This window comes from Pseudoxanthomonas sp. CCNWLW251 (assembly GCF_037402255.1).
Classification (GTDB): domain Bacteria; phylum Pseudomonadota; class Gammaproteobacteria; order Xanthomonadales; family Xanthomonadaceae; genus Pseudoxanthomonas_A.
Map to the genome: position 1 here is coordinate 290284 of NZ_JBBEGA010000005.1, position 20074 is coordinate 310357.

The 20074-nt window shown below is 67.0% G+C and carries 16 protein-coding genes, 1 tRNA gene and 1 pseudogene; 6 read left to right on the forward strand and 12 right to left on the reverse strand.

The window, feature by feature from the left end; all coding sequences use genetic code 11:
- Positions 1-25: 25 nt before the first annotated feature.
- From WBN46_RS17875 to WBN46_RS17895, 5 genes and pseudogenes are all read right to left on the reverse strand, one after another.
- Complete coding sequence (locus WBN46_RS17875) at positions 26-1426, reverse strand: FAD-binding protein (RefSeq protein ID WP_337732748.1); 1401 nt, start codon at positions 1424-1426, stop codon at positions 26-28.
- The gene (locus tag WBN46_RS17880) at positions 1407-2492 is read right to left on the reverse strand and encodes a GNAT family N-acetyltransferase (protein ID WP_337732749.1); all 1086 of its coding nucleotides are present in this window, start codon (positions 2490-2492) and stop codon (positions 1407-1409) included. Before WBN46_RS17880 ends, WBN46_RS17875 begins: the two co-directional genes overlap by 20 nt.
- Before the next feature lie 123 nt (positions 2493-2615).
- Positions 2616-3368, reverse strand: a complete 753-nt coding sequence (locus tag WBN46_RS17885; protein WP_337732750.1) for a class I SAM-dependent methyltransferase — start codon at positions 3366-3368, stop codon at positions 2616-2618.
- A 515-nt stretch (positions 3369-3883) separates the two neighbouring features.
- Positions 3884-5773, reverse strand: a complete 1890-nt coding sequence (gene mnmG, locus WBN46_RS17890) for a tRNA uridine-5-carboxymethylaminomethyl(34) synthesis enzyme MnmG (protein ID WP_337732751.1) — start codon at positions 5771-5773, stop codon at positions 3884-3886.
- 790 nt (positions 5774-6563) lie between these two features.
- Positions 6564-6911, reverse strand: a pseudogene (locus WBN46_RS17895) (hypothetical protein); the annotation flags it as partial.
- A gap of 137 nt (positions 6912-7048) precedes the next feature.
- Here WBN46_RS17895 and WBN46_RS17900 point away from each other — a divergent pair.
- Genes WBN46_RS17900 through WBN46_RS17910 form a run of 3 tightly spaced genes read left to right on the forward strand, consistent with a single transcriptional unit; the run spans position 7049 to position 9091 of the window.
- Complete coding sequence (locus tag WBN46_RS17900; RefSeq protein ID WP_337732752.1) at positions 7049-8011, forward strand: pyridoxal-phosphate dependent enzyme; 963 nt, start codon at positions 7049-7051, stop codon at positions 8009-8011.
- Positions 8008-8616 carry a YdcF family protein gene (locus WBN46_RS17905; RefSeq protein ID WP_337732753.1) on the forward strand — a complete coding sequence of 203 codons (609 nt, stop codon included), beginning with the start codon at positions 8008-8010 and terminating at the stop codon, positions 8614-8616. The genes WBN46_RS17900 and WBN46_RS17905 overlap by 4 nt, the downstream gene beginning before the upstream one ends.
- Positions 8617-8662: 46 nt before the next feature.
- Complete coding sequence (locus tag WBN46_RS17910) at positions 8663-9091, forward strand: ketosteroid isomerase-related protein (protein WP_192203294.1); 429 nt, start codon at positions 8663-8665, stop codon at positions 9089-9091.
- Between the two features lie 56 nt (positions 9092-9147).
- Here the strand turns inward: WBN46_RS17910 and bioC are convergent, their stop codons facing one another.
- The 4 genes from bioC to bioB all read right to left on the reverse strand — a co-directional run bounded on the left by bioC (position 9148) and on the right by bioB (position 13280).
- Positions 9148-10044: a malonyl-ACP O-methyltransferase BioC gene (bioC, locus tag WBN46_RS17915; protein WP_337732754.1), complete on the reverse strand. Its 897-nt coding sequence runs from the start codon at positions 10042-10044 to the stop codon at positions 9148-9150.
- Positions 10041-10817: a pimeloyl-ACP methyl ester esterase BioH gene (bioH, locus tag WBN46_RS17920; protein ID WP_337732755.1), complete on the reverse strand. Its 777-nt coding sequence runs from the start codon at positions 10815-10817 to the stop codon at positions 10041-10043. Before bioH ends, bioC begins: the two co-directional genes overlap by 4 nt.
- Positions 10818-10877: 60 nt before the next feature.
- Positions 10878-12077 (reverse strand): 8-amino-7-oxononanoate synthase, encoded by a 1200-nt coding sequence (gene bioF / locus WBN46_RS17925; protein ID WP_337732756.1) that lies wholly within the window; start codon positions 12075-12077, stop codon positions 10878-10880.
- 126 nt (positions 12078-12203) lie between these two features.
- Positions 12204-13280 (reverse strand): biotin synthase BioB, encoded by a 1077-nt coding sequence (gene bioB / locus WBN46_RS17930; protein WP_337732757.1) that lies wholly within the window; start codon positions 13278-13280, stop codon positions 12204-12206.
- A gap of 61 nt (positions 13281-13341) precedes the next feature.
- Here bioB and WBN46_RS17935 point away from each other — a divergent pair, with 61 nt between their 5' ends.
- Positions 13342-14046, forward strand: coding sequence for a ComF family protein (locus WBN46_RS17935; RefSeq protein WP_337732758.1), 705 nt, complete (start codon positions 13342-13344; stop codon positions 14044-14046).
- A 15-nt stretch (positions 14047-14061) separates the two neighbouring features.
- On the opposite strand, the gene WBN46_RS17940 is transcribed toward WBN46_RS17935, so the two are convergent.
- Together WBN46_RS17940 and ubiA are read right to left on the reverse strand one after the other, a co-directional pair.
- Entirely contained in the window at positions 14062-15807 is a 1746-nt protein-coding gene (locus tag WBN46_RS17940) for a hypothetical protein (protein WP_337732759.1), read from the reverse strand.
- A gap of 108 nt (positions 15808-15915) precedes the next feature.
- Positions 15916-16830: a 4-hydroxybenzoate octaprenyltransferase gene (ubiA, locus tag WBN46_RS17945; protein WP_337732760.1), complete on the reverse strand. Its 915-nt coding sequence runs from the start codon at positions 16828-16830 to the stop codon at positions 15916-15918.
- 99 nt (positions 16831-16929) lie between these two features.
- On the opposite strand from ubiA, the gene WBN46_RS17950 reads away from it, so the two are divergent.
- A tRNA-Arg gene (locus WBN46_RS17950) sits at positions 16930-17006 on the forward strand.
- Positions 17007-17138: 132 nt separating this feature from the next.
- Positions 17139-19796 (forward strand): serine/threonine-protein kinase, encoded by a 2658-nt coding sequence (locus WBN46_RS17955; RefSeq protein ID WP_337732761.1) that lies wholly within the window; start codon positions 17139-17141, stop codon positions 19794-19796.
- A 74-nt stretch (positions 19797-19870) separates the two neighbouring features.
- Here the strand turns inward: WBN46_RS17955 and WBN46_RS17960 are convergent.
- On the reverse strand, positions 19871-20074 hold a 204-nt coding region (locus WBN46_RS17960), incomplete at its 5' end, for a hypothetical protein (RefSeq protein WP_337732762.1).

A 20074-nucleotide genomic window follows, 5' to 3' on the forward strand; every position in this document is an offset into this window, starting at 1 on the left:
CCCCGGGAACGAGACGCCCCACCCGCTATGCCTCTCCCGGCGGGATCCTGCTTGATGACCTGGCGGGCGGGTGCTGTATGCCGGGGATGACGCCTTCGCTGTCGTAGCGGCGCCTCAGTGCCTGCAGGCGGCTCCACGCTTCGGCCGAGAAGCACCTGGATACCGATCCGGCCCGCTCTTCCAGGTCCATTTCATTGATGTAGTGTCCGGCCGAAGACGGGGACAGTTCGTCATAGAGCGCCTTCAACCAGTCGCGATTCGACGCGTCCGCGTCCGCATCGTTCCACTGCGCATAGGTCGAGATGAAGAACTTCCCCCCGACCGAGAAGGCAGCATCCGGGTAGTGATGCGCCGGACGGTGGATCAGCAACGAGAACGTGGCGCGCGACGGCCGCTCACCGAAGCGGGCGAGCAGCACGCGCGATGCCGTCTCCGCGTCATCGGTCATGACATTGTCTGCACGATAGCGTTTGGACACCATGGCTGCGTCCGTCTTGTCGTAGATGGACTGGAATCCGGGAAGCTCCTGCTCGTCGAACTCGTTGCCCGTCCACGCGGCGACTGCCGAGAGAAGGTCGGCATGCAGCAGCCTGGTTTCATCATGGTCACCGCAGAACGACGTCGCGCTGAGCGATGCGGCCAGGTCCGCATCACCGGAAAGCGCCACCATCACCTGCATGCGCTTGTCCGCGGCGCGTCGCGGCAATGCAAGCAGCACGGAGGCCAGGTGCTTCGGATCGAATCGATAGTTGCGCGTCAGTACCTTCTTCGGCGCGGGCCAGCACTTGATATAGAACCTGACCACCACGACGAAGAGACAGGGACCTGCCCCCCGTGCGGCCCACAGCAGCTCGGCATTCTGATGCGCGTTGGCATGCAGAATCTGGCCGTCGGCGGTGACCACGTCGACCGCCTGGACATTGAACGTGCTCATGCCTCCCCAGGCATCGCAGTTCACCCCGAGCCCGCCCCCGAGCAGAAAGCCACTCAATCCCACACCGCCGCCATGGCCGGTCGGAAAGGCAAGTTCATGGGCGGCCAATGAGCGGCTCAACTGCGCACTGGTAACACCAGGGCCCATGACGACAGTACCTTGCTCGGCGTGGATCTCGAGGTCGTTGAGCAACGACAGATCGAGCAGAATGCCCCCGCATTGAAAGAAGCTTCCGGAGTAGCTGTGTCCCGAGCCCTTCACCCCGACCGCCAGGCTATGGGATCGCGCGAAATCTATCGTCCTTGCGACATCGGAGATTGAAGCGGCGCGGACGATGTATTCGGGATATCGCTCGAATCCCCGTCCATTCCACGCTGCGCCGTAATGCCAGCCCGCATACTCCGCATGATGCCGGGACCGGACTTTTCCATCCAGGCACCGGGAGAATGCACGGAAGTCGTCTGGCCTGATCCTAGAGTGAAGCAGTTCCATGGCTCGCTCCTGGTGAGCATCCTTCGTTGGGGAGACCCGGTGTCGCGCACACGACCTCGCTGGTCGCCGAGTACAGGGGGAGCGGCTTGAGTCCGAGCCGGACCTTGATGCGCTCGTTCAAGCGACCCGCTTCTATGGTTTCGATGCCGTGCGCAAGCGCCCATCTGTATGCGCAGGCGAAACTGACAGTGTAGGGACTGTAGGCCGCGAGGTCATAGCGCATGCCCGCAGACCAGATGCAGAAGACGCCCCTGTCAAGAAAGCAGACCAGGCCGCCAACGACAACACCCGCCTCTTCAACGAGGACGATGCGCGCCAGATCTCCACAGATCCTGACGAAGCGCGCCAGTGCGTCGGCCGGAAAATACTTCGGCGTACCGTTCCTCGCCGTTGTCTGCTGGCATAGCGACGTCAGCGCTTCGAGGCGGTGATCGAAGGGAGGGCCGATGACGGCCACGGTCCCATCGCTTGCATCGAACTTTCTGAGCTGGCGCGTCATCTCGTGGCGCCCCTCTTTGGGAAGCGTCTGAACCAGTTCATCGAAACTGGCGAGTCGGGTCAGGTCCAGGTAGTACCTGTCGACGAGGTGACGGATCATCAACTGCTCACCGGCAGCCGTCCTCAGTGCATCCGCCTCCGCCACATTCAGCAGGCCGACGTAGTGCACGCCGATATCGGATGCCAGCCGCTTCAGCGCCGCTACCACGACCCGGGGAGCGAATGTGCCCGGGACGCAGACCACCTTGCTGTCGAAGCAGTGCATGACATGGCTGAAAAGTGCCTGCTGGCCGCGATCACCGGCGATGCCGGCCGTGCGTGCAAGCAGACCGAAAGGATCGACGGAATCGACTGCCTGCACATAGGCCGGAAGGAACGCGACGAGCCTCCCCTCGTCCCTCGCCAGGAAATAGTAGGTGGCATTGACGGGCAGCAACGGTGAGCGCTCGGCGGCGCACAGGAATCGCCGGTCGTAGAAGAACGATGCTCCGCTCGCTCGAAAGAAGGCTTGATACTCCTCCTCTTCGACGGCATCGATCGACTGCCTGAGTTCGACTTCAATGGACATCGGAGCTCCCCCGATGAAGACATCGACCCCGTTCGTCCGGCAGCGGGCCACAGCCCGCAGGGCCAACGCGATACCGGGTCAACAGATGGCGCGGACGATCAGGCGATCAGCAGGCGCCGGCCCCTACGACTTGCGGCACTGGAGTATCGACGCATGCGGCTTATCGACATACGCCTGGAGCGCTTGTGGCACGTCGGCCGCGCCATATTGCTCATCGAGCGCCGGATTCGCCCATCGAATGGCGGTCGCGCCCGCCTTGCCGAGGGCGGCACTGATGGCGTCCTCTGACCAGTACCAGGCATACACGCTCGCGTCGTATTGGCGGTAACGCAGATCCAGACGCAAGCGCCCACCCTCCTCGTACGGGTGCTGCGGATCATCCGGCGTCAGGGTGAACCCGCATGCCGCGTAGTAATCGGGATCGGGTTCGAAGCGCGCGTGGATCGGCAGGGCGATCAGCCTCCCGCCAGGACGAAGCGGCGCCATCATCTCGGCGCACATCTGATCCAGTTCTGCGCGTGTTGTCGCATAGGGGAGCACATAAACCGCCAGCACCACATCGAATGCACCCTCGCATTCCGGCCCGAGTCTCGAGCGGAACTCGATGGGGACGCCGTCGCGCTCCGCCACGCGGCGGGCATACTCGAGCATGCCGTCCGCCAGGTCGTATCCCACGACACGGCGTGCGCCTTCGGCCTTCATGGTGCGTGCGTAAAATCCGCTGCCGCATCCGTAGTCGACCACATCCAGTCCCGCGAGCGACCCCAGCGCATGTTTGACGCTGGGTGTCTCGATGTGTTCGCGGAATGGCCAGGTGGCCAGATCTTCGTAGAGAGCGCCAAGCTGATCGAACTGGTTCGCCGATTCCTTGCTCACGTGCCACTCCTTTGCGCTTAGGTTGTGTACCCCGATGCAGCGGTGCGAATGCTGGGCAACGCGGCGTTGTTAAACCGTGATGTCCGTTGTGAATCATCGAAAATTCATCTTCGATCGCGAAGCGGCATGCAACAAGTAACTCTGGTTACCCGACTGCTCACCTCGAATGCGCAAGTTCACGTGTTTACGATGGCTATCGGTGAGCCCTCCCTGGTATTTCACAGGCCACAACGTGCAGGGATTCCATCCGGGCGCGATGTGCGGCTTGGAGATGGTCACCGGAGCCAGGGCGATTCAATCCGATTGCGGCGCCTGGATAAAGTATTCGAGATATCGAAGCGCTTTACGGAAGACGCGACTCCCCAACGAGGCATGGGCGCTCACTGCAGGGGCGACGCAAGTCGCGACCGCAGATTCTCGGCGACAGTGCGCCATCGGTCGAGAATGACCCTGTTCTGGAAATCGGAACGCGTGCGGTCGCGACTTGCGTCGCTCCTGCAACGGAACGCAACGGGTTACGCCACCCGCGTGCGCCGCGCGCGCTCCAGGTGCACCAGCAGCAATGAAATGGCGGCGGGTGTCATGCCGGGGATGCGCTGGGCCTGGCCAATGGTTTCGGGCTGCACGCGCTCCAGCTTCTGCTGCACTTCGGCAGACAGGCCACGCACGCTGGCGAAGTCGAAGCCGGTTGGGATCGGCGTGGATTCGTTGCGCTGCTGGCGTTCGATCTCGTCGCGCTGGCGGTCCAGGTAGCCGGCGTACTTCACACCGATCTCCACCTGTTCGGCCACCCGCGCATCCTCCACGCCGGGGCCGATCGACGGCACGGCCACCAGCTTGGCGTAGTCCAGTTCCGGACGCTTGATCAGGTCGAGCACGTTGGTCTCGCGGCTGACCTGCACGCCGAGCGTGTCGGCCACTTCGCGGCCCAGGGCATTCGCGGGCGTGGCCCACAGCGCCCGCAGGCGGCCGGTTTCGCGCGCGATGGCTTCGCGCTTGGCCTCGAAGCGCTGCCAGCGCGCATCGTCGACCAGACCCAGCGTGCGACCCGTCTCCGTCAGGCGCAGGTCGGCATTGTCCTCGCGCAGCTGCAGCCGATACTCGGCACGGCTGGTGAACATGCGATACGGCTCCTTGGTGCCGTGCGTGATCAGGTCGTCGACGAGCACGCCGAGATAGGCTTCATCGCGTCGCGGCGACCAGGCCTCCTTCTGCTGCACGAAGCGCGCGGCATTGAGGCCGGCGAGCAGGCCCTGCGCAGCAGCTTCCTCGTACCCGGTGGTGCCGTTGATCTGCCCGGCGAAGAACAGGTTGGCCACCGCTTTGGTTTCCAGCGAGGCCTTGAGGCCGCGCGGATCGAAGAAGTCGTATTCGATGGCATACCCCGGCCGCGTGATGTGCGCGCGCTCCATGCCGCGGATGCTGCGCACCAGCGCCAGCTGCACATCGAACGGCAGCGAGGTGGAAATGCCGTTGGGGTAGATCTCGGTGACCTCCAGGCCTTCGGGCTCGACGAAGATCTGGTGGCTGGCCTTCTCGGCGAAGCGCACCACCTTGTCCTCGATGGACGGGCAATAGCGCGGGCCGATGCCTTCGATCTGGCCGGAATACATCGGTGAACGATGCAAGGCGCCGCGGATGATCTCGTGCGTCTGTTCGCTGGTGTGGGTGATCCAGCACGACACCTGGCGCGGATGGTCGGCCACGTCGCCCATGAACGACATCACCGGCAACGGATCGTCGCCGGGCTGTTCTTCCATCACCGAATAGTCGAGCGAACGGCCATCGATGCGCGGCGGCGTGCCGGTCTTCAGGCGATCCACGACGAAGGCGCCTTCGCGCAGTCGTTGCGCCAGCGCGGTGGCGGGCGGATCGCCCGCGCGACCACCGGCGTACTGGGTTTCGCCCACGTGGATCTTGCCGGCGAGGAACGTCCCCGCGGTCAGGACGACCGCAGGCGCATGGAAGGTCAGGCCGGTCTGGGTGATCGCGCCACGTACCGTGTCGTTCTCGATGACCAGATCATCGACGGCTGCCTGGAACAGGGTCAGGTTGGGCTGCGCTTCCACGGCGCGCCGGATCGCGCTGCGGTACAGGGCGCGATCGGCCTGGCAGCGCGTGGCGCGCACGGCAGGCCCTTTCGACGCGTTGAGGGTGCGCCACTGGATGCCGGCCCGGTCGGCCGCCCATGCCATCACGCCCCCGAGCGCGTCGATTTCCTTGACCAGGTGCCCCTTGCCGATGCCGCCGATGGCCGGATTGCAGCTCATCGCACCCACGGTTTCCACGTTGTGGGTCAGCAGCAGCGTGCGTGCGCCGGCTCGCGCGGAGGCCAATGCGGCTTCGGTGCCGGCATGGCCGCCGCCGATGATGATGACGTCGTAGTGGTGGAAGCTGGCATTCATCGTGGGAGTCCGGTACCTGCGCGGATGTCGACAGGCAATGGGATTGGGTCGGGCGGATCCGGCATGCCGGGAGGGCAAAGTTGGCACGCTTCCTGCTGTATTCCCGTGCACCCGTCGTGGCAAGCGACCAGGGGCGCCGGGCTGGTAATTGGAACAGGGGCCAGCCATGCGCACGCCGGGGATGCCGAGGGGCCGGTAGTCGGGGGACTACCGGCCCCTTTTTTATGCGCGCAGGATAGCAGAGACAAGAAAAAGCCCGGCATTGCCGGGCTTTTTGCAGAGGCGCCGACGCCCGGCAGGGCCGGAACAGGGGGGATCCAGATTTCCCCACCGGACGTCGACATTGAACCTTTATTGCCGCTTACGTCAGAAAGCGACGCAACCGGTCAACTGATTGTTCGGAGCCTGCGACGACGGCGAGGGGAAAGCAACGGAAGAACCCCGTCAGGGGGCTGTTTCAGCGCTCCAGCTGACGGGTGGCATTCTCCGAGCGTCCGGATGACGGTCGCGGCGGCGGCGCGGGACGCTCCGCCCTGGCCGGTGCCGGGCGCTCCATGCGCTGTTGCGGCCGCTCGACCGCACGCGGCGCGGAGGGCGAAGAAGTCACGCGGGGAGGACGATAGCCACCCTCATTCATGCGTGGCTGGTTGGGCGATGGCATCACGCGGGGCGGGCGATAACCCCCTTCACCCACGCGCGGCTGGCTGGGGGAAGGGATGACCTGGCCGGGACGATTCGGGACCATCGGCTGGGAACCGCCTTCACGCCAGCGACCGGTGGGGTCCCGCCACGGCGGCGGCCGGTTGCCACTTCCCCCATTGCCGGGCGGCTTGGGGGTGTTGTCGCCGGGACGCGGCGGCCGGGGATGGTGGTGCGGCGGGTAATAGGGGTAGTGGGACCCGTAGTAGCCGTAGTACGGATAGCCGTAATAGCTGCTGTAGCGATAGGGTCCGCCATACCCATACCCACCATACGACCCGACGCCACCGTAGTAGCCGCCGTAGGGATCGTAGTACTGGGTGCTGGGCCGACCGTGGTAATAGCCACCCGGTGCGGTATCACCCACGTAGTCATAGGTCGCACAGCCGCCCAGGGCCAGGCTGGCGAACGCGATGGCGAAAAGAGATGTGCGCTTCATGGCGGAACCCCCGTTACTTTGCCTTTGCAGCATCTGCCCGGCGCATTGAATCAGTGCTTAACCCCTCCGGCTCCGTCCCGGCGTGGAAAGCCCGTCAACACAGGCCTGGTGGACGGGTGATGCGTTAACCTTTCTGCATGCCGACGCCCTTGCCCACCTTCGACGACGTCCTCGCCGCTGCCGCCCGTATCGCCCCCCACGCACACACCACCCCCGTCCTGCACTCCAGCGCACTGGATGCCCTGGCGGGCTGCGTGCTCCATTTCAAGGCTGAACCGCTGCAACGGACGGGGGCGTTCAAGTTCCGCGGCGCCTGCAACGCGGTCTGGGCGCTCGACGACGCGACGGCAGCGCGTGGCGTGGTGACGCATTCCTCGGGCAACCACGGCGCCGCGCTCGCGCTGGCGGCACGGACGCGCGGCATCGTGTGCCACGTCGTCGTGCCCGAGGGCGCAAATGCCGCGAAACTGGCCAACATCACCCGCTATGGCGCCCACCTGCACACCTGCGCGCCGACGATAGCCGCCCGCGAAGCGGCGGCTGCACGGGTGCAGGCCGAAACCGGCGCCAGCCTGATCCATCCCTACACCCATCCGCACGTGATCGCCGGCCAGGGCACGGCAGCGCTGGAATTGCTGAACGCTCACGGCCCGCTGGATGCCCTGGTCGCACCGGTCGGCGGCGGTGGACTCCTCTCGGGTACCGCGATAAGCGCTGCCGCGACGACCATGGACTGCCGCATCTTCGGTGCGGAACCGGAAGGGGCTGCCGATACCGCCGATTCGCTGGCGGCCGGTGAGCGACGGGTCGACTTTGTTCCCGACACCGTGTGCGACGGCCTTCGCGGTGCGCTCGGCGAACCCAACTTCACCCTGCTGCGCATGCATGCCGTGGAGGTGTTGACCGTGCCCGATGCCGAAACGCTCTCCGCGATGCGGCTGCTGTGGCAATGCCTGAAGCTGGTGGTCGAGCCTTCGTCCGCCATCGCATTGGCCGCGATCCTGCGGCACCGGGAGCGCTTTGCCGGGCAGCGGGTCGGCGTGCTCCTGTCCGGTGGCAACGTCGACCTGGATGCGCTTCCCTGGGAGGCAGCGGCATGAGCACGCGGCGGCGCAAATCGAAGCGTGGCCTTGCAGGCTGGATGTGGCGCCTGCTGTTGCTTGCCCTGGCGTGGCTGGTGGGTGTGGCGGCCTACATCGTGTGGGTGGGGCAGCGGGACGATGCGGCGCGCGCCGATGCGATCATCGTGTTGGGTGCCGCCGCTTACGACGCCAAGCCATCGCCCGTGTTCGAGGAGCGCATCCGCCATGGCATCGATCTGTACAAGCGCGGCATGGCGCCGACACTGATCTTCACCGGCGGCTACGGCGGCTCGGGCGCGCGCTTCTCGGAGTCGCAGGTCGCGCGCCGCTACGCGTTGCGCCAGGGCGTGCCGGAGAAAGCGATCCTGATCGAGTCGCTGTCACGCAATACGCACGAGAATCTGCGCCAGGCATCCCTGCTGATGCAGCAACACAACCTGCACAGCGTCATCATCGTGAGCGATCCGCTGCACATGGCGCGTGCCCTGCGGATCAGTCGCGGCCTGGGCATCCGTGCCGTCGGTTCGCCCACGCCGACCAGCCGCTTCCGCACGTTCGCCACGCGTTGGCGCTTCCTGTTGCAGGAAGTCTATTTCTTCCATCGCGACCGCCTGCCACGCTGAAGGCCTGGCGTATCATCGGCGCGTCGCCCTCCCCCGGGAATCCACCATGAAGATCGACGGCACGCGCCGGCAGGATCGCGCCACCGAACTCGTCCTCAGCTACTACGCCGCGTTCAATCGCGGCGACTGGGCGAGCATGCTGGCATTGCTGACAGACGACGTGGTGCACGACCTCAACCAGGGCGCGCGCGAGATCGGGCGCGACGCCTTCGCCGCCTTCCTCGGCCGCATGAATGCCAGTTACCGCGAACAGCTGCGCGACATCGTGGTACTGGTCACGCAGGACGGCCAGCATGCCGCCGCCGAATACGTGGTGCATGGCGAATACCACCACACCGACGAGGGCCTGCCAGCCGCGAGTGGCCAGACGTACATGCTGCCGGGTGGTGCGTTCTTCGATATCCGCGACGACCGCATCGCGCGCGTCACCAACTACTACAACCTGCAGGACTGGATCGCACAGGTCGGCGGCTGATTCCCTAGGGTGCGCCCGGTGGCGCCGGATGCGCGCGATCGGGGCGGAAGCCGCTCCTACAGCTTGCGTCTGATCGGGATCTTCGCCAGCGGTACCGTCGCGATGTCTTCTCCCTGCCCGCGGATCGGGGCACCCGGCGGCGGCGCCCAGGCGTGTGCGTAGATGACATCCCAGGTGCTGGGCAGCTTGCCGTCTGCCCGCCGCAGCGGTTCGTACGCGCGGGCAGCGGCGGTGAACCGCGCACGCCCGGTCAGCGTATGCCGGCGATGCTGCAGGGCGTTGGTCGCGCCCATCGCGCGCAGCTCGCGCATCAGGGCCGGCAGGTCGTCGTAGGTCAGGGTGAAGCGGTCGCGATCGAGCACCGGATCGCGGAAACCGGCCATCATCAGCGCATCGCCGAACTGGGCGATCTGCGGGAATGGACTGACATGCGGCACGGCATCGGCATGCGCGAAGGCATCGCGCAGTTCCTGGAGCGTCTCCGGCCCGAAGGTCGAGCACACCAGCAACCCGCCGGGTTTCAGCACGCGACGGAACCCGTTGAATGCGGCAGGCAGGTCGTCCACCCATTGCAGACTGAGATTGCAGAACAGCACGTCCACCGTGCCTTCGGCCAATGGCAATGCGCGCAGGTCGGCACACACGCGCTGGAACGGCTTCCACCAGCCGGATTGCTTCTTGGCTTCGCGCAACATCGGCAACGCCAGGTCCAGCGCGACCACCTGCGCCTTCGGCCAGCGCTTGCGCATCGCCGCCGCCGCGTGTGCGGGGCCGCACCCCACGTCCAGCACCACGCTGGGCGCTGCGGCGTCCTGCCCTCTTCGCAGGGTGAAATAGTCCAGCGACTCCATCAGCCGCTTTTCCACTTCGTGCTGCAGAGCCGCCGCCGCGTCGTAACTGGCAGCGGAGCGCGAGAAGGCGCGCCGGATATGGCGCTGATCGAAGGTGGTCATGCCGCCACCTCATGCGTGAGGGACTGCATGAAGCGGTCGACTTCTTCCGCCACCCGGTCGGCATGCCCCAGGAACGGCGCGTGCCCGCCCCCAGCGATCTCGACGAAGTGCGCCTGCGGCGAGAGCGCTGCCGCCGCATGCATCGCCTTCGACGGCACCAGCAGGTCGCGGCGACCGGCCAGCCACAGGCTGGGCACGGACAGCGCGGGCAGCGTCGCGCGCATGTCGGATTGCTCCAGCAATTGCAGGCCCGCCTGCAGCGCTTCGGGTGCGGGTTCGCCGCGCGCATAGAGATCGTGTTTCAACGTGCGCAACTCGCTGCGCGCATGTTCGGAGCCCATGGTGTCCAGCGCGAGAAAGCGCTCCAGCGTGCCCGCGTAGTCGTTGCGCAGGTCGGTGCCGAATTGCGCGAATACGCTGGCATCGACCGCGTGCGTCCATGCGTCGCTGCGAACGAAGCGCGGAGTGGAGGCGACCATCGCCAGTCCGCGCACGTGCGGCGACCGCGCGGCGGCCTGCAATGCGAACAATCCGCCCAGTGACCATGCCAGCCACACTGCGGGCGGCGTGCTGGCGAGGATGGCATCGGCGGTGGCGTCCAGCGTCAGCGCGACGTCGCTGCCACGACTGTGGCCATGGCCGGGCAGGTCGACGAGATGGAGGGTGTAGCGGTCGGACAGCCGCTGCACCAGCGGTGCGAACACCCCGCCATGCAGCGCCCAACCGTGCAGCAGCACCAGGGACGGGCCGTTGCCGAGGGATTCGATATGCATGTGCGTATTGTCGCCGATCCCGCCCGGAGCGGGATCACGCAGACGGGATGGCGCGTCGCGTCAGGCGACGGCGCCGTGCACGCGCTGTACCGCATCCCACGAGCGCGCCAGCGTCGTCACCAGTCCATCCACGTCCTGCGGCGAGTGCAGGGCGGACAGGGTGATGCGCAGGCGCGCCTTGCCGTCCGGCACGGTGGGTGGGCGGATGGCGGGCACGAAGTAACCGGCACTGTCCAGCGCGGCGGACAGGGCCAGCGCATTGGCGTCGCTGCCGCACAGCACCGGCTGGATCGGCGATTCGGAAGCCATCAACTGCAGGCCCGCGCGCTGGGCCCCGCTGCGGAAGCGATCCACCAGCGACTGCAGCTTCTCGCGGCGCCAGTGGTCGCGGCGGGCGTGCTTCACGGCGACGCGGCTGGCCGCCGCCAGCGCCGGCGGCAGCGCGGTGGTGTAGATGTAGGGGCGTGCGGTTTCGGCGAGATGCTGGATCAGAATCTCTTCGCCCACGACGACGGCGCCATAACCGCCAAGCGCCTTGCCGAGCGTGACCAGCTGCAGGGGCACGTCGGCCACGCCCATCCGGGCTTCCGCCACGCTGCCGCGGCCGTCCGGGCCGCGCACGCCGACGCCATGCGCGTCGTCGACGAACAGCAATGCCTGCTGCATGCGCGCCACCAGGCTCAACGCACGCAACGGCGCAGTGTCGCCGTCCATGCTGAAGACACCGTCCGTCACCAGCATCGCCGCGCCGTCCGCCTGCAGCTTGAGCTGGCGCAATGCGCCTTCCGGGTCGAGGTGCGGGTAACGCCGCAGCCTGGCACCCGCCAGCCGCGTCGCATCGAGCAGGCTGGCGTGGTTGAGCCGGTCCTGCACACAGACGTCCCCGTCTTCCAGCAGGGCCTGCTGCACGGCGAGGTTGGCAAGGAAGCCACTGCCGAACAACAGCGCACGCGGATAGCCCAGCCACTCCGCGATGTCGCGCTCGAGTCCTTCGTGGGCGGCGTGGTGGCCACTGACCAGATGCGATGCGCCCGCGCCCGCGCCTTCGCGCGCAGCGGCGTCCTGCAGCGCATTGGTCACTTCGAACTGCTGCGCCAGGCCCAGGTAGTCGTTGCTGCTGAACTCGGTCAGCCACCGGCCATCGACCTCCACGCGCACACCGTCGCGCCGGCTGACGATGCGGCGTGTGCGCTGGCGCGCCAGCGCCACGCGTTGCTGGCGCTGGGCAAGGATGCGGTCGTGCAGGTCAGGGCGGGTCATGGTGTCGGCACCGGATACGGAGGATCGCGTCGGCGGATGCGGCCGGGACGCAGCGACGCCGACGCGCCGGTCCGCGATGCCCGCGCCGGCGTGATGGCCTTCGTCCTGCCCCTGTCGTTCCCCCGACTACGCCGCCTGGCCGCAGTGCGGCGCAGGGTGGGTGATGTCGGCATGCACCGTACCGCTGCCCGGGGCATCGGTTCTGTGATGCTCGTGCACGTTTTCCACCTGCACCCTCATCGGCCGCAGGCCCAGGCGTGCGAACAGCGCCTGGTCGCGCTCGGTGTCGGGGTTGCCGGTGGTCAGCAGCTTCTCGCCGTAGAAGATCGAATTGGCGCCGGCCAGGAAGCACAGCGCCTGCAGCTCGTCGCTCATGGCCTCGCGTCCCGCCGACAGCCGCACCATGGAGGCCGGCATCGCGATGCGGGCGACCGCGATGGTGCGGACGAACTCGAACGGATCCAGTTCGGTCGTCCCGTGCAGAGGGGTGCCCGCCACCTGCACCAACCGGTTGATCGGCACCGAGTCCGGATGCGCGGGCAGGTTGGCCAGCGCCTGCAGCAGGCCGGCGCGCTGGTCGCGCGACTCGCCCATGCCGACGATGCCGCCGCAGCAGGTCTTCATGCCGGCATCGCGCACATGCGACAGCGTGTCCAGGCGGTCCTGGTACTCGCGCGTGTGGATGATGTCGCCGTAGAACTCCGGCGCGGTGTCCAGGTTGTGGTTGTAGTAGTCCAACCCGGCGTCCTTCAGCGCATGTGCCTGCTCACCGCTGAGCATGCCCAGCGTGGCGCAGGTTTCCAGGCCCAGGGCCTTCACTCCACGGATCATCTCGGCGACCTTCGGGATGTCGCGGTCCTTCGGCGAACGCCAGGCCGCGCCCATGCAGAAGCGCGACGCACCGGCCGCCTTGGCCTGCGCGGCTTTCGCCAGCACCTGTTCGGCATCCATCAGTTTCTGCGCGTTCACGCCGGTGTCGTAGCGCTGGGCCTGCGGGCAGTACGCGCAGTCCTCCGGGCATCCGCCGGTCTTCACCGACAACAGGGTCGAGACCTGCACTTCGGCGGGATCGAAATGGCGGCGGTGCACGGCCGATGCCCGGTGCAGCAACTCGGGGAACGGCAGGTCGAACAAGGCCAACAGCTCCTCGCGCTGCCAGTCGTGGCGCAGCACCGGCGCATCGCTCGAAATGTGAGAGGACATGGTGGCCTTGGGGAATTAGAGTCGGGGAAGTCTGGAAACCGGGCTGCGCCCTGTCAACCGCATGGATGCTCTGAAAGTTGACGGCTTTTATCGATGGGCCAGCACGTTGCTGCTCGCCCCACGCTGCCTGGTCTGCCGCGAACGTGGCGCCAACGGCGTCGATCTGTGCGCGTCATGCACCGAACAGCTTCCATGGAACAGGTCTTCCTGCGTTCGCTGCGGATTGCCGATGCCGGTCCCCGGCGAATGCGGAGACTGCCTGCGGCAGCCTCCCGTGCTGACCCACACCCGGGCGGTGTTCGTATACGGCTTTCCGCTGGACCGGCTGGTCCCGCGCTTCAAGTTCCACCGCGACCTGGCCGCCGGGCACGTGATGGCGGAGTTGATGGCCGGTGTCCTCGCTTCCGCGCCGAGGCCGGAGGCGATCGTGCCCGTGCCGCTGCATGCACTGCGCCTGCGAGAAAGGGGCTACGACCAGGCGCTGGAACTCGCCCGCCCGCTGGCCACTGCACTCGGCCTTGCCCTTCGTCCGGACCTGTTGCAACGCACACGGTCGACACGGGCGCAGTCGGAACTGGACGCCGAACAGCGGCGGCGCAACCTCGCCCGTGCATTCACCGCACGAGACACTGCATCACTGCCCGGTCATGTGGCGCTGGTCGACGACGTGATGACCACCGGCGCGACCTTGCACGCCGCCGCGCACGCGCTGCTCAGGGCAGGCGTGCGACGCGTGGATGCGTGGGTCTGCGCGCGCGTGCCGTGACCGGCACGCCGCAGGTCAGGGCGCGCCGGTGGCCGTGACCCGGCATTGCAGGGTCAGCACGATCTGGCCCGACACCGGAAAACTGGCAATCGGTATGCCGGCACCCTGCAGGTCGGCCACCGGCACGGTGGCACCCGGGCAGAGTGCGCCATTGGAAGCGGCGCAGCTGGCCGTGGGGCCCGGGTCGGCGCAGGCCAGGCCGCTGCCGGGCGTATCGAAGATCCGCATGCCATCCGCCGCACTGGGGCCGTTGTTGATGGCGGTCAGGGTGAAGGTCGCGATATCCCCCGAGGTGACGGCGCCGGGCGTGGCCACCTTGCTGATCGACACGTCCGCACGTGGAATCCGCACGTTGCGGAAGCGGCAGGCCAGCTGGTCGCCCGCCACCGGTGTGATCGCAAACGAGGCAGCGCTGCCACTGGGCGCCTGGCCACCGCTGCGCGCGTTGGTGCAGGCATACGTCGTGGTGTAGTCGGCCAGGTTCGCACCCCCTGCACCGGCCTCGGCGAAGGTGTAGCTGCTGCCCGCCGTGGCGGGGCTGACGATCGCCGTCTGCGCGGGCGTGCTGGTGGCGCCGGTCGTGGTCGCCGCCGCGCCTGCCCCTGCACCGGTTCCGGCAATGGTGAGCGCGAACTGGTCCGTGGCCTGCAGGCGACCGTCGGGCAGTTCCTTGCTCAGGCGCAGGATGGGCCGCGCCGTGTTGGTGATCGTGCAGACGATCTGGTTGTTGGCGGCGGGCGTGACGTTCCATGTCGGGGCCGCGCCCGCGGGCGTGAACGCCACGCCGTTGCGGGTGCAGCTGATCGACGCGGTATAGGCACCCGCCAGTGTGGACGCGCTCCCGCTCGCCATCACGTCACGCAGGTAATACGTCGTGCCCGTGGTGACGGGCAGCGCACCGGTGCTCGCCTGCTGACCGACGCCGCTGCCGGAGGTGGTGGCCTCGCGCACGGTGCCCGCCGCCGACGTCGTGCCGATCTGGACCGTGAACTGGTCGCTCGCGTCGGCGCGCGGGGCGCCCAGCGCCTTGTTCAAGGTGATGGTGGTGCCGTTGCCGGTGATGGAACCGTTGCAGCCGGTCGCGCTGGCCGCCGCGCCCGGATCGCGGAACGCAGTCGCCGGAATGATCGCGGTACCGCCGCCCGGCAGCGTCCAGCGCAGGCGAGCGAAGTTGATGCCGCCATGGTTGAGCCAGTAGACGCGCACCAGCGCGCAGCTGTTCGCATTCGTCGCGGTGAAGCTGCCCAGCGTGGCGTACGTGGTCTCGCCCGCCGTCCAGTCGTTGACCACCCCCACGGGGACGTCATACGAGGCCGAACGGTAGTTGGTGTTGGCGTAATCGCTGGAGAGCCCGATTTCGACGTTGTCGTCGTGGGCAATGCTGAGGTTGTAGGTGCCCGCCTGCGGGAACTGGATCAGCGCGTATGACACTCGACCCATGGCCTGGAGGCCGCAGGACGTGGCGCTGGCCACTGCACTGTCGAGGTTGCAGAGGTTGTAGTCCGCCTGCCGGTAGTTGATGTCGGTCGCGGTGCCGGTACGCACGGCATTGGCGGCGTTCGCGGCGATCGCACGCAATGCATTGAGCCGGTCCGTGCCGGTACCGGTGTTGTTCGCGAACGTGGGGCGACCCGCCGGGCCAGTGTAGACAGCCCCGACACGCGAATTGCCACGGTAGTCCTCCCAGCGCACCGTCTGGGCGGCCGCATTGCCCAGGCACAGGGCCAGCAACATACCCGCCAGCCAACGCCCGCTCTTCATCGAAGGGAACCCTGCGATTCCCGCCCCCCTGTCATGTTTCGCCATGGTCGCGCGTTACGTGATGTCACCCTTTGGAAATGAGAAAACTATCACGCTTTTCGCGGCGGATCATGAAGACCACCAGCCCCCCGGAACCGACAGATCCAGCGCCAGACCGGCAAATATCGCCGCGCCTATCCAGTTGTTGTGCAGGAACGCCCGGAAGCATGCTTCCCGTCCCCGGTGGCGCGCCATGACGAACTCCCACGCGACCAGGAGCGTGGCCACTCCCAGGGCCGCCCAGTAACAAGGCCCCAGGGCCACCTGTCTTCCCACCAGGTACAAGGCCAACAGCACCAGCGCATACAGGACGCCCTGGATGACCAGATCAAGATCACCGAAAAGGATCGCGGTGGACTTGGACCCCGCCCGGATATCGTCCTCGCGGTCCACCATCGCGTACCAGGTGTCGTAGGCGGTGGCCCACAGGATGTTGGCGCCATACAGCACCCAGGCCACCGGCGGCACCTCGCCCTGCACGGCGGCAAACGCCATCGGGATGCCCCAGCCGAAGGCGAGCCCCAGGTAGACCTGCGGCAGGTAGGTGTAACGCTTCAGGTACGGGTAGCTCGCCGCCAGGAAAACGCCGACGACGCTCAGCCAGGCGGTGAGCCTGTTCAACGTCAGCACAAGCCCGAAGGCCACCAGCATCAGCACGGCGAACACCAGCAACGCCTCACGCCCACTGACGGCCCCGGTCGCGAGAGGGCGATCGCGGGTGCGTTCCACCTGCGGATCCAGCCAGCGATCGGCGTAGTCGTTGATCACGCAACCCGCCGAGCGCGTCAGCCACACCCCGGCCGTGAACACGAACAGCGTCCACAGCGGCGGCACGCCATCGGAGGCCAGCCACAGCGCCCACCACGTGGGCCACAGCAACAGCAACACGCCGATCGGACGATCGCCGCGCACCAGTTTCCAGTACTGCCCCAGGCGCTCCCGCCAGCGCGGTACTGCAGCCGCTTCAAAACGCTCGTATGTCATGTCGGAAAGGGTAGCAGGCCCGCCGCCAGCCCCCGATTCCCCCGCCTGCACGTCGAAGTGGGCCAACCTGCCGGTTTGCGGCTAGAATGCCCGTCCCGTGCGCCTGTAGCTCAGCCGGATAGAGTAGTGGCTTCCGAAGCCATTGGTCGGGGGTTCGAATCCCTCCAGGCGCGCCATTATCTCCGCGGCATCGACGCGCGGGGCCACGAAAGCGCTACCCTCACCGCGATGGGTCCCGGTCCGCTCGCGCATCCACTGCATCCTGCCTTCGTGGCACCTGACGCCGTGTCCTTCCCCGACAGTCACCGATGTCCGACCTAGCGGCCCGCGCGCTTGAACTGTTCGACGCGTACGTCGATCTGACACCGTCGCAGCGTTGCGCTGCCTTGGCACGGCTCAGGAAAAGCGACCCCGCACTGCACGATGCCCTGCACAGGCTGCTGGTCGCCGACGCCGCAGAGCACGCGCTGCAGAGCACTGCGTTCGACGCCCTCATCGGTCTTCCGGAGCACGACGATGCCGACCTTTCCTCGTCGCGCATCGGCAACCGCCTGGGACCGTGGCGCATCGACGGCGTGCTGGGGACCGGCGGCATGGGCACGGTCTATGAAGCCAGTCGCGTCGATGGGCAGTACAACAAGCGGGTCGCACTCAAATGCATCCGTGCCGAGATGTCCTCACCGGCATTGATCGATGCCTTCATGCGCGAACGCAACCACCTCGCGCAACTCGATCATCCCCACATCGCCGCCCTGCTCGACGGCGGCGTCGAGGAAGATGGTCGGCCCTGGTTCGCGATGCGGCTGGTCGATGGCATCTCGATCGATCTCTGGGCCGACCAGCAACGTCTGACACTGCACGAGCGCGTGGCGCTGCTCCTGCAGGCGTGCCAGGGACTGCAGTACGCGCACGCGCACGGCGTGCTGCACCAGGACATCAAACCCGGCAACATGCTGGTATCGACGGACGGACGCGTCCATCTGCTCGATTTCGGTCTCTCCACCGTCATAGACGGAAGGGGTGGCGCCTCACCCCCACGGATCGCGGTCTCCCATGGCTACACCTCGCCCGAAGTGCTCGCCGGCGGGATACCGTCCGCGGCCAGCGACATCTACTCGATCGGCGTGGTGCTGTACCAACTGCTGGTCGCGGATTGGCCGCGCCCACTGCCGCCACTGCATGCCGGCCTCGTTGCGCAGCCAGCAACGCCGTTGCGCGCGCCCTCCGCGTTGGCGGTCGCGGCATCCGCCGACGTCGCCTGGAAGCGCAAGTGCGGCAACGGCCGGCAGCTGTGCAGAGGTCTGCAGGGCGACCTGGATGCAATTGCATTGAAGTGCGTCGCTGTCTCGCCGGACGAACGCTATGCCGGCATTGGCGCCTTGGCCGACGACCTCGATCGCTGGCTCAGCCGGCGGCCGGTGGCAGCGCGCAAAGGTGGCCGTCGCTACGTCCTGCAGCGTTTCCTGCAACGCAATGCGCTCGCCAGCGTGCTGGCCGTCAGCGTGATCGTGGTTGCGGCGACCGGCGCCAGCGTGCTGGCATGGTTCCATCTTCGCGACCGGCAGGAGATGCGTGACATGCAGGCGGTGTCCGCGCTGTTCGAACAGACACTGGGTGCGGCAACTCTCTCGGGACTCGCCGAAGCTCGCCCTTCCTCCCGGCAGCTGCTCGAGAAATCCGAAGCGCACCTGCGCGAACTCCAGCTGCAGTCCAGCCCCGCCATCAAGGCACGAGCCCTCGCGTCGCTGGCCCGCAGCTACGCCTTGCTCGGCGACTATGAGCATGCGCTTGCGCTGGCCGGTGAAGCCAATCTCCTGTTGGCGGATGATCGCGTGCACCAGTCCGATACGCAGGCGATGCTCGCTACCCTGCTCAACCTCCAATCCCGCCATGCCGAAGCGCGCGAGGTGGCCGCAGGGGGCTTGGAGCAGGCGACTTCGACACGCCCGACCGCCGACATGACCACGCTCGGCCTGCTGACGGAGCTGGCACGCGCGAACTGGGGCCTGGCGGAATACGACGCTGCGTTCGACGCCCTGAACTTCGCGCAGGAAACTGCCGCCGGCATGCCCTCACGCGTTGCGCTCGACACCCACGTCGAACTGCTCATCCTGCGCGGCCAATGGCACCTGCAGCTGTTGAACCTGCCCGAGGCCGCCCGCGACCTTCAACGCGCCATCGACCAGGCAGGCACCAGATCTCCCGCGCTGGCAGACAATGCCCGCGAAGCGCGCCTGTCCCTGCTGCTGTCGCAGGCGCGTCATGCAGAAGCCGGCGCACTGGCGGAATCACTGCTGGCCTCGCGCCGCCAGCGACTGGGGTCGACGCATCCGGACACCGTGCGCAGCGAACGACTGCAGTTGGAAGTGAAGTACCAACAGTCCGGCGGGGAGGCCATCCAACCCGCCGCAGTAGAGAAGGTGCGCGAAGCGATCGTCGCAGCTTACGGAACGCGGCACCCCGAGTACGCACGCCTGCTGATGCTGGAGGCCCGTCTGCGGCTGCACGAAGATCCAGCCAGTACACTCGCGCTCGCCAGCCAGGCCTCCCAACTGCTGGAGCAGATGCTCGGCCCGCGCCACCAGGCTACGCTCGCAGCCAAGGAAGAACAGGGCCGCGCGCTCATCGCGGCCGCGGGCCGTCAGTCAGACGCGGATGCCAGTGCCTCGTTGACGCAAGCCATTGGCCTGCTGCAGGAGGTCGTCCACACCACCCGTCAGCACCACCAACCCTCCCCCGCCGCCAAGTTCTGGATGGCGCAGGCGCTGATCCAGCGGGCCGGCCACAGCAGGCCTGCGAACCTGGATGACAGGCAGCAGGCGGAAACCCTGCTGCAGGATGCGTTGGTGGAAGCGAGCCGCCACCTGGGTACCAGTCACGCGCTGACGAAGCATATCCGCGAGTCGTTGGTGCGGAACTACCAGCCGGATACATCCGATAACGCACCGACAGCCCTTGGCCCCTAGGCCTCGGGCTCACCAACGCGTGGGCATGCGCGCGCCGGACGACGCTGCCGGGCGATCCTTCGCCCGTGATGAGGTCAGTAGGTTCCGACCAGGTTGAGGAACCAACCCTTGTGGTCGTAGTCGAAGTCGGTCAGGTCGTCGCTGAAGTCGGTGAAGTTGTAGCCCACGCCGACGCGGAAATTCTTGTTGAGGTCGCGATCAACGCCCACCAGGAAGCCCTGTTTCGTGCCGCCGTTGTCGACGTCCAGCCAGCGATACTCGGCCAGCGCGTGCCACTG

Bases quoted from the DNA above. Each gene is read 5' to 3' on its own strand.
- mnmG (WP_337732751.1), bottom strand. From the start codon at position 5,773: ATGAATGCCAGCTTCCACCACTACGACGTCATCATCATCGGCGGCGGC.
- bioC (WP_337732754.1), bottom strand. From the start codon at position 10,044: ATGACCACCTTCGATCAGCGCCATATCCGGCGCGCCTTCTCGCGCTCC.
- ubiA (WP_337732760.1), bottom strand. From the start codon at position 16,830: ATGACATACGAGCGTTTTGAAGCGGCTGCAGTACCGCGCTGGCGGGAG.
- WBN46_RS17940 (WP_337732759.1), bottom strand. From the start codon at position 15,807: ATGAAGAGCGGGCGTTGGCTGGCGGGTATGTTGCTGGCCCTGTGCCTG.
- bioH (WP_337732755.1), bottom strand. From the start codon at position 10,817: ATGCATATCGAATCCCTCGGCAACGGCCCGTCCCTGGTGCTGCTGCAC.
- bioB (WP_337732757.1), bottom strand. From the start codon at position 13,280: ATGTCCTCTCACATTTCGAGCGATGCGCCGGTGCTGCGCCACGACTGG.
- WBN46_RS17910 (WP_192203294.1), top strand. From the start codon at position 8,663: ATGAAGATCGACGGCACGCGCCGGCAGGATCGCGCCACCGAACTCGTC.
- WBN46_RS17905 (WP_337732753.1), top strand. From the start codon at position 8,008: ATGAGCACGCGGCGGCGCAAATCGAAGCGTGGCCTTGCAGGCTGGATG.
- WBN46_RS17935 (WP_337732758.1), top strand. From the start codon at position 13,342: ATGGATGCTCTGAAAGTTGACGGCTTTTATCGATGGGCCAGCACGTTG.
- bioF (WP_337732756.1), bottom strand. From the start codon at position 12,077: ATGACCCGCCCTGACCTGCACGACCGCATCCTTGCCCAGCGCCAGCAA.
- WBN46_RS17880 (WP_337732749.1), bottom strand. From the start codon at position 2,492: ATGTCCATTGAAGTCGAACTCAGGCAGTCGATCGATGCCGTCGAAGAG.
- WBN46_RS17955 (WP_337732761.1), top strand. From the start codon at position 17,139: ATGTCCGACCTAGCGGCCCGCGCGCTTGAACTGTTCGACGCGTACGTC.
- WBN46_RS17875 (WP_337732748.1), bottom strand. From the start codon at position 1,426: ATGGAACTGCTTCACTCTAGGATCAGGCCAGACGACTTCCGTGCATTC.
- WBN46_RS17900 (WP_337732752.1), top strand. From the start codon at position 7,049: ATGCCGACGCCCTTGCCCACCTTCGACGACGTCCTCGCCGCTGCCGCC.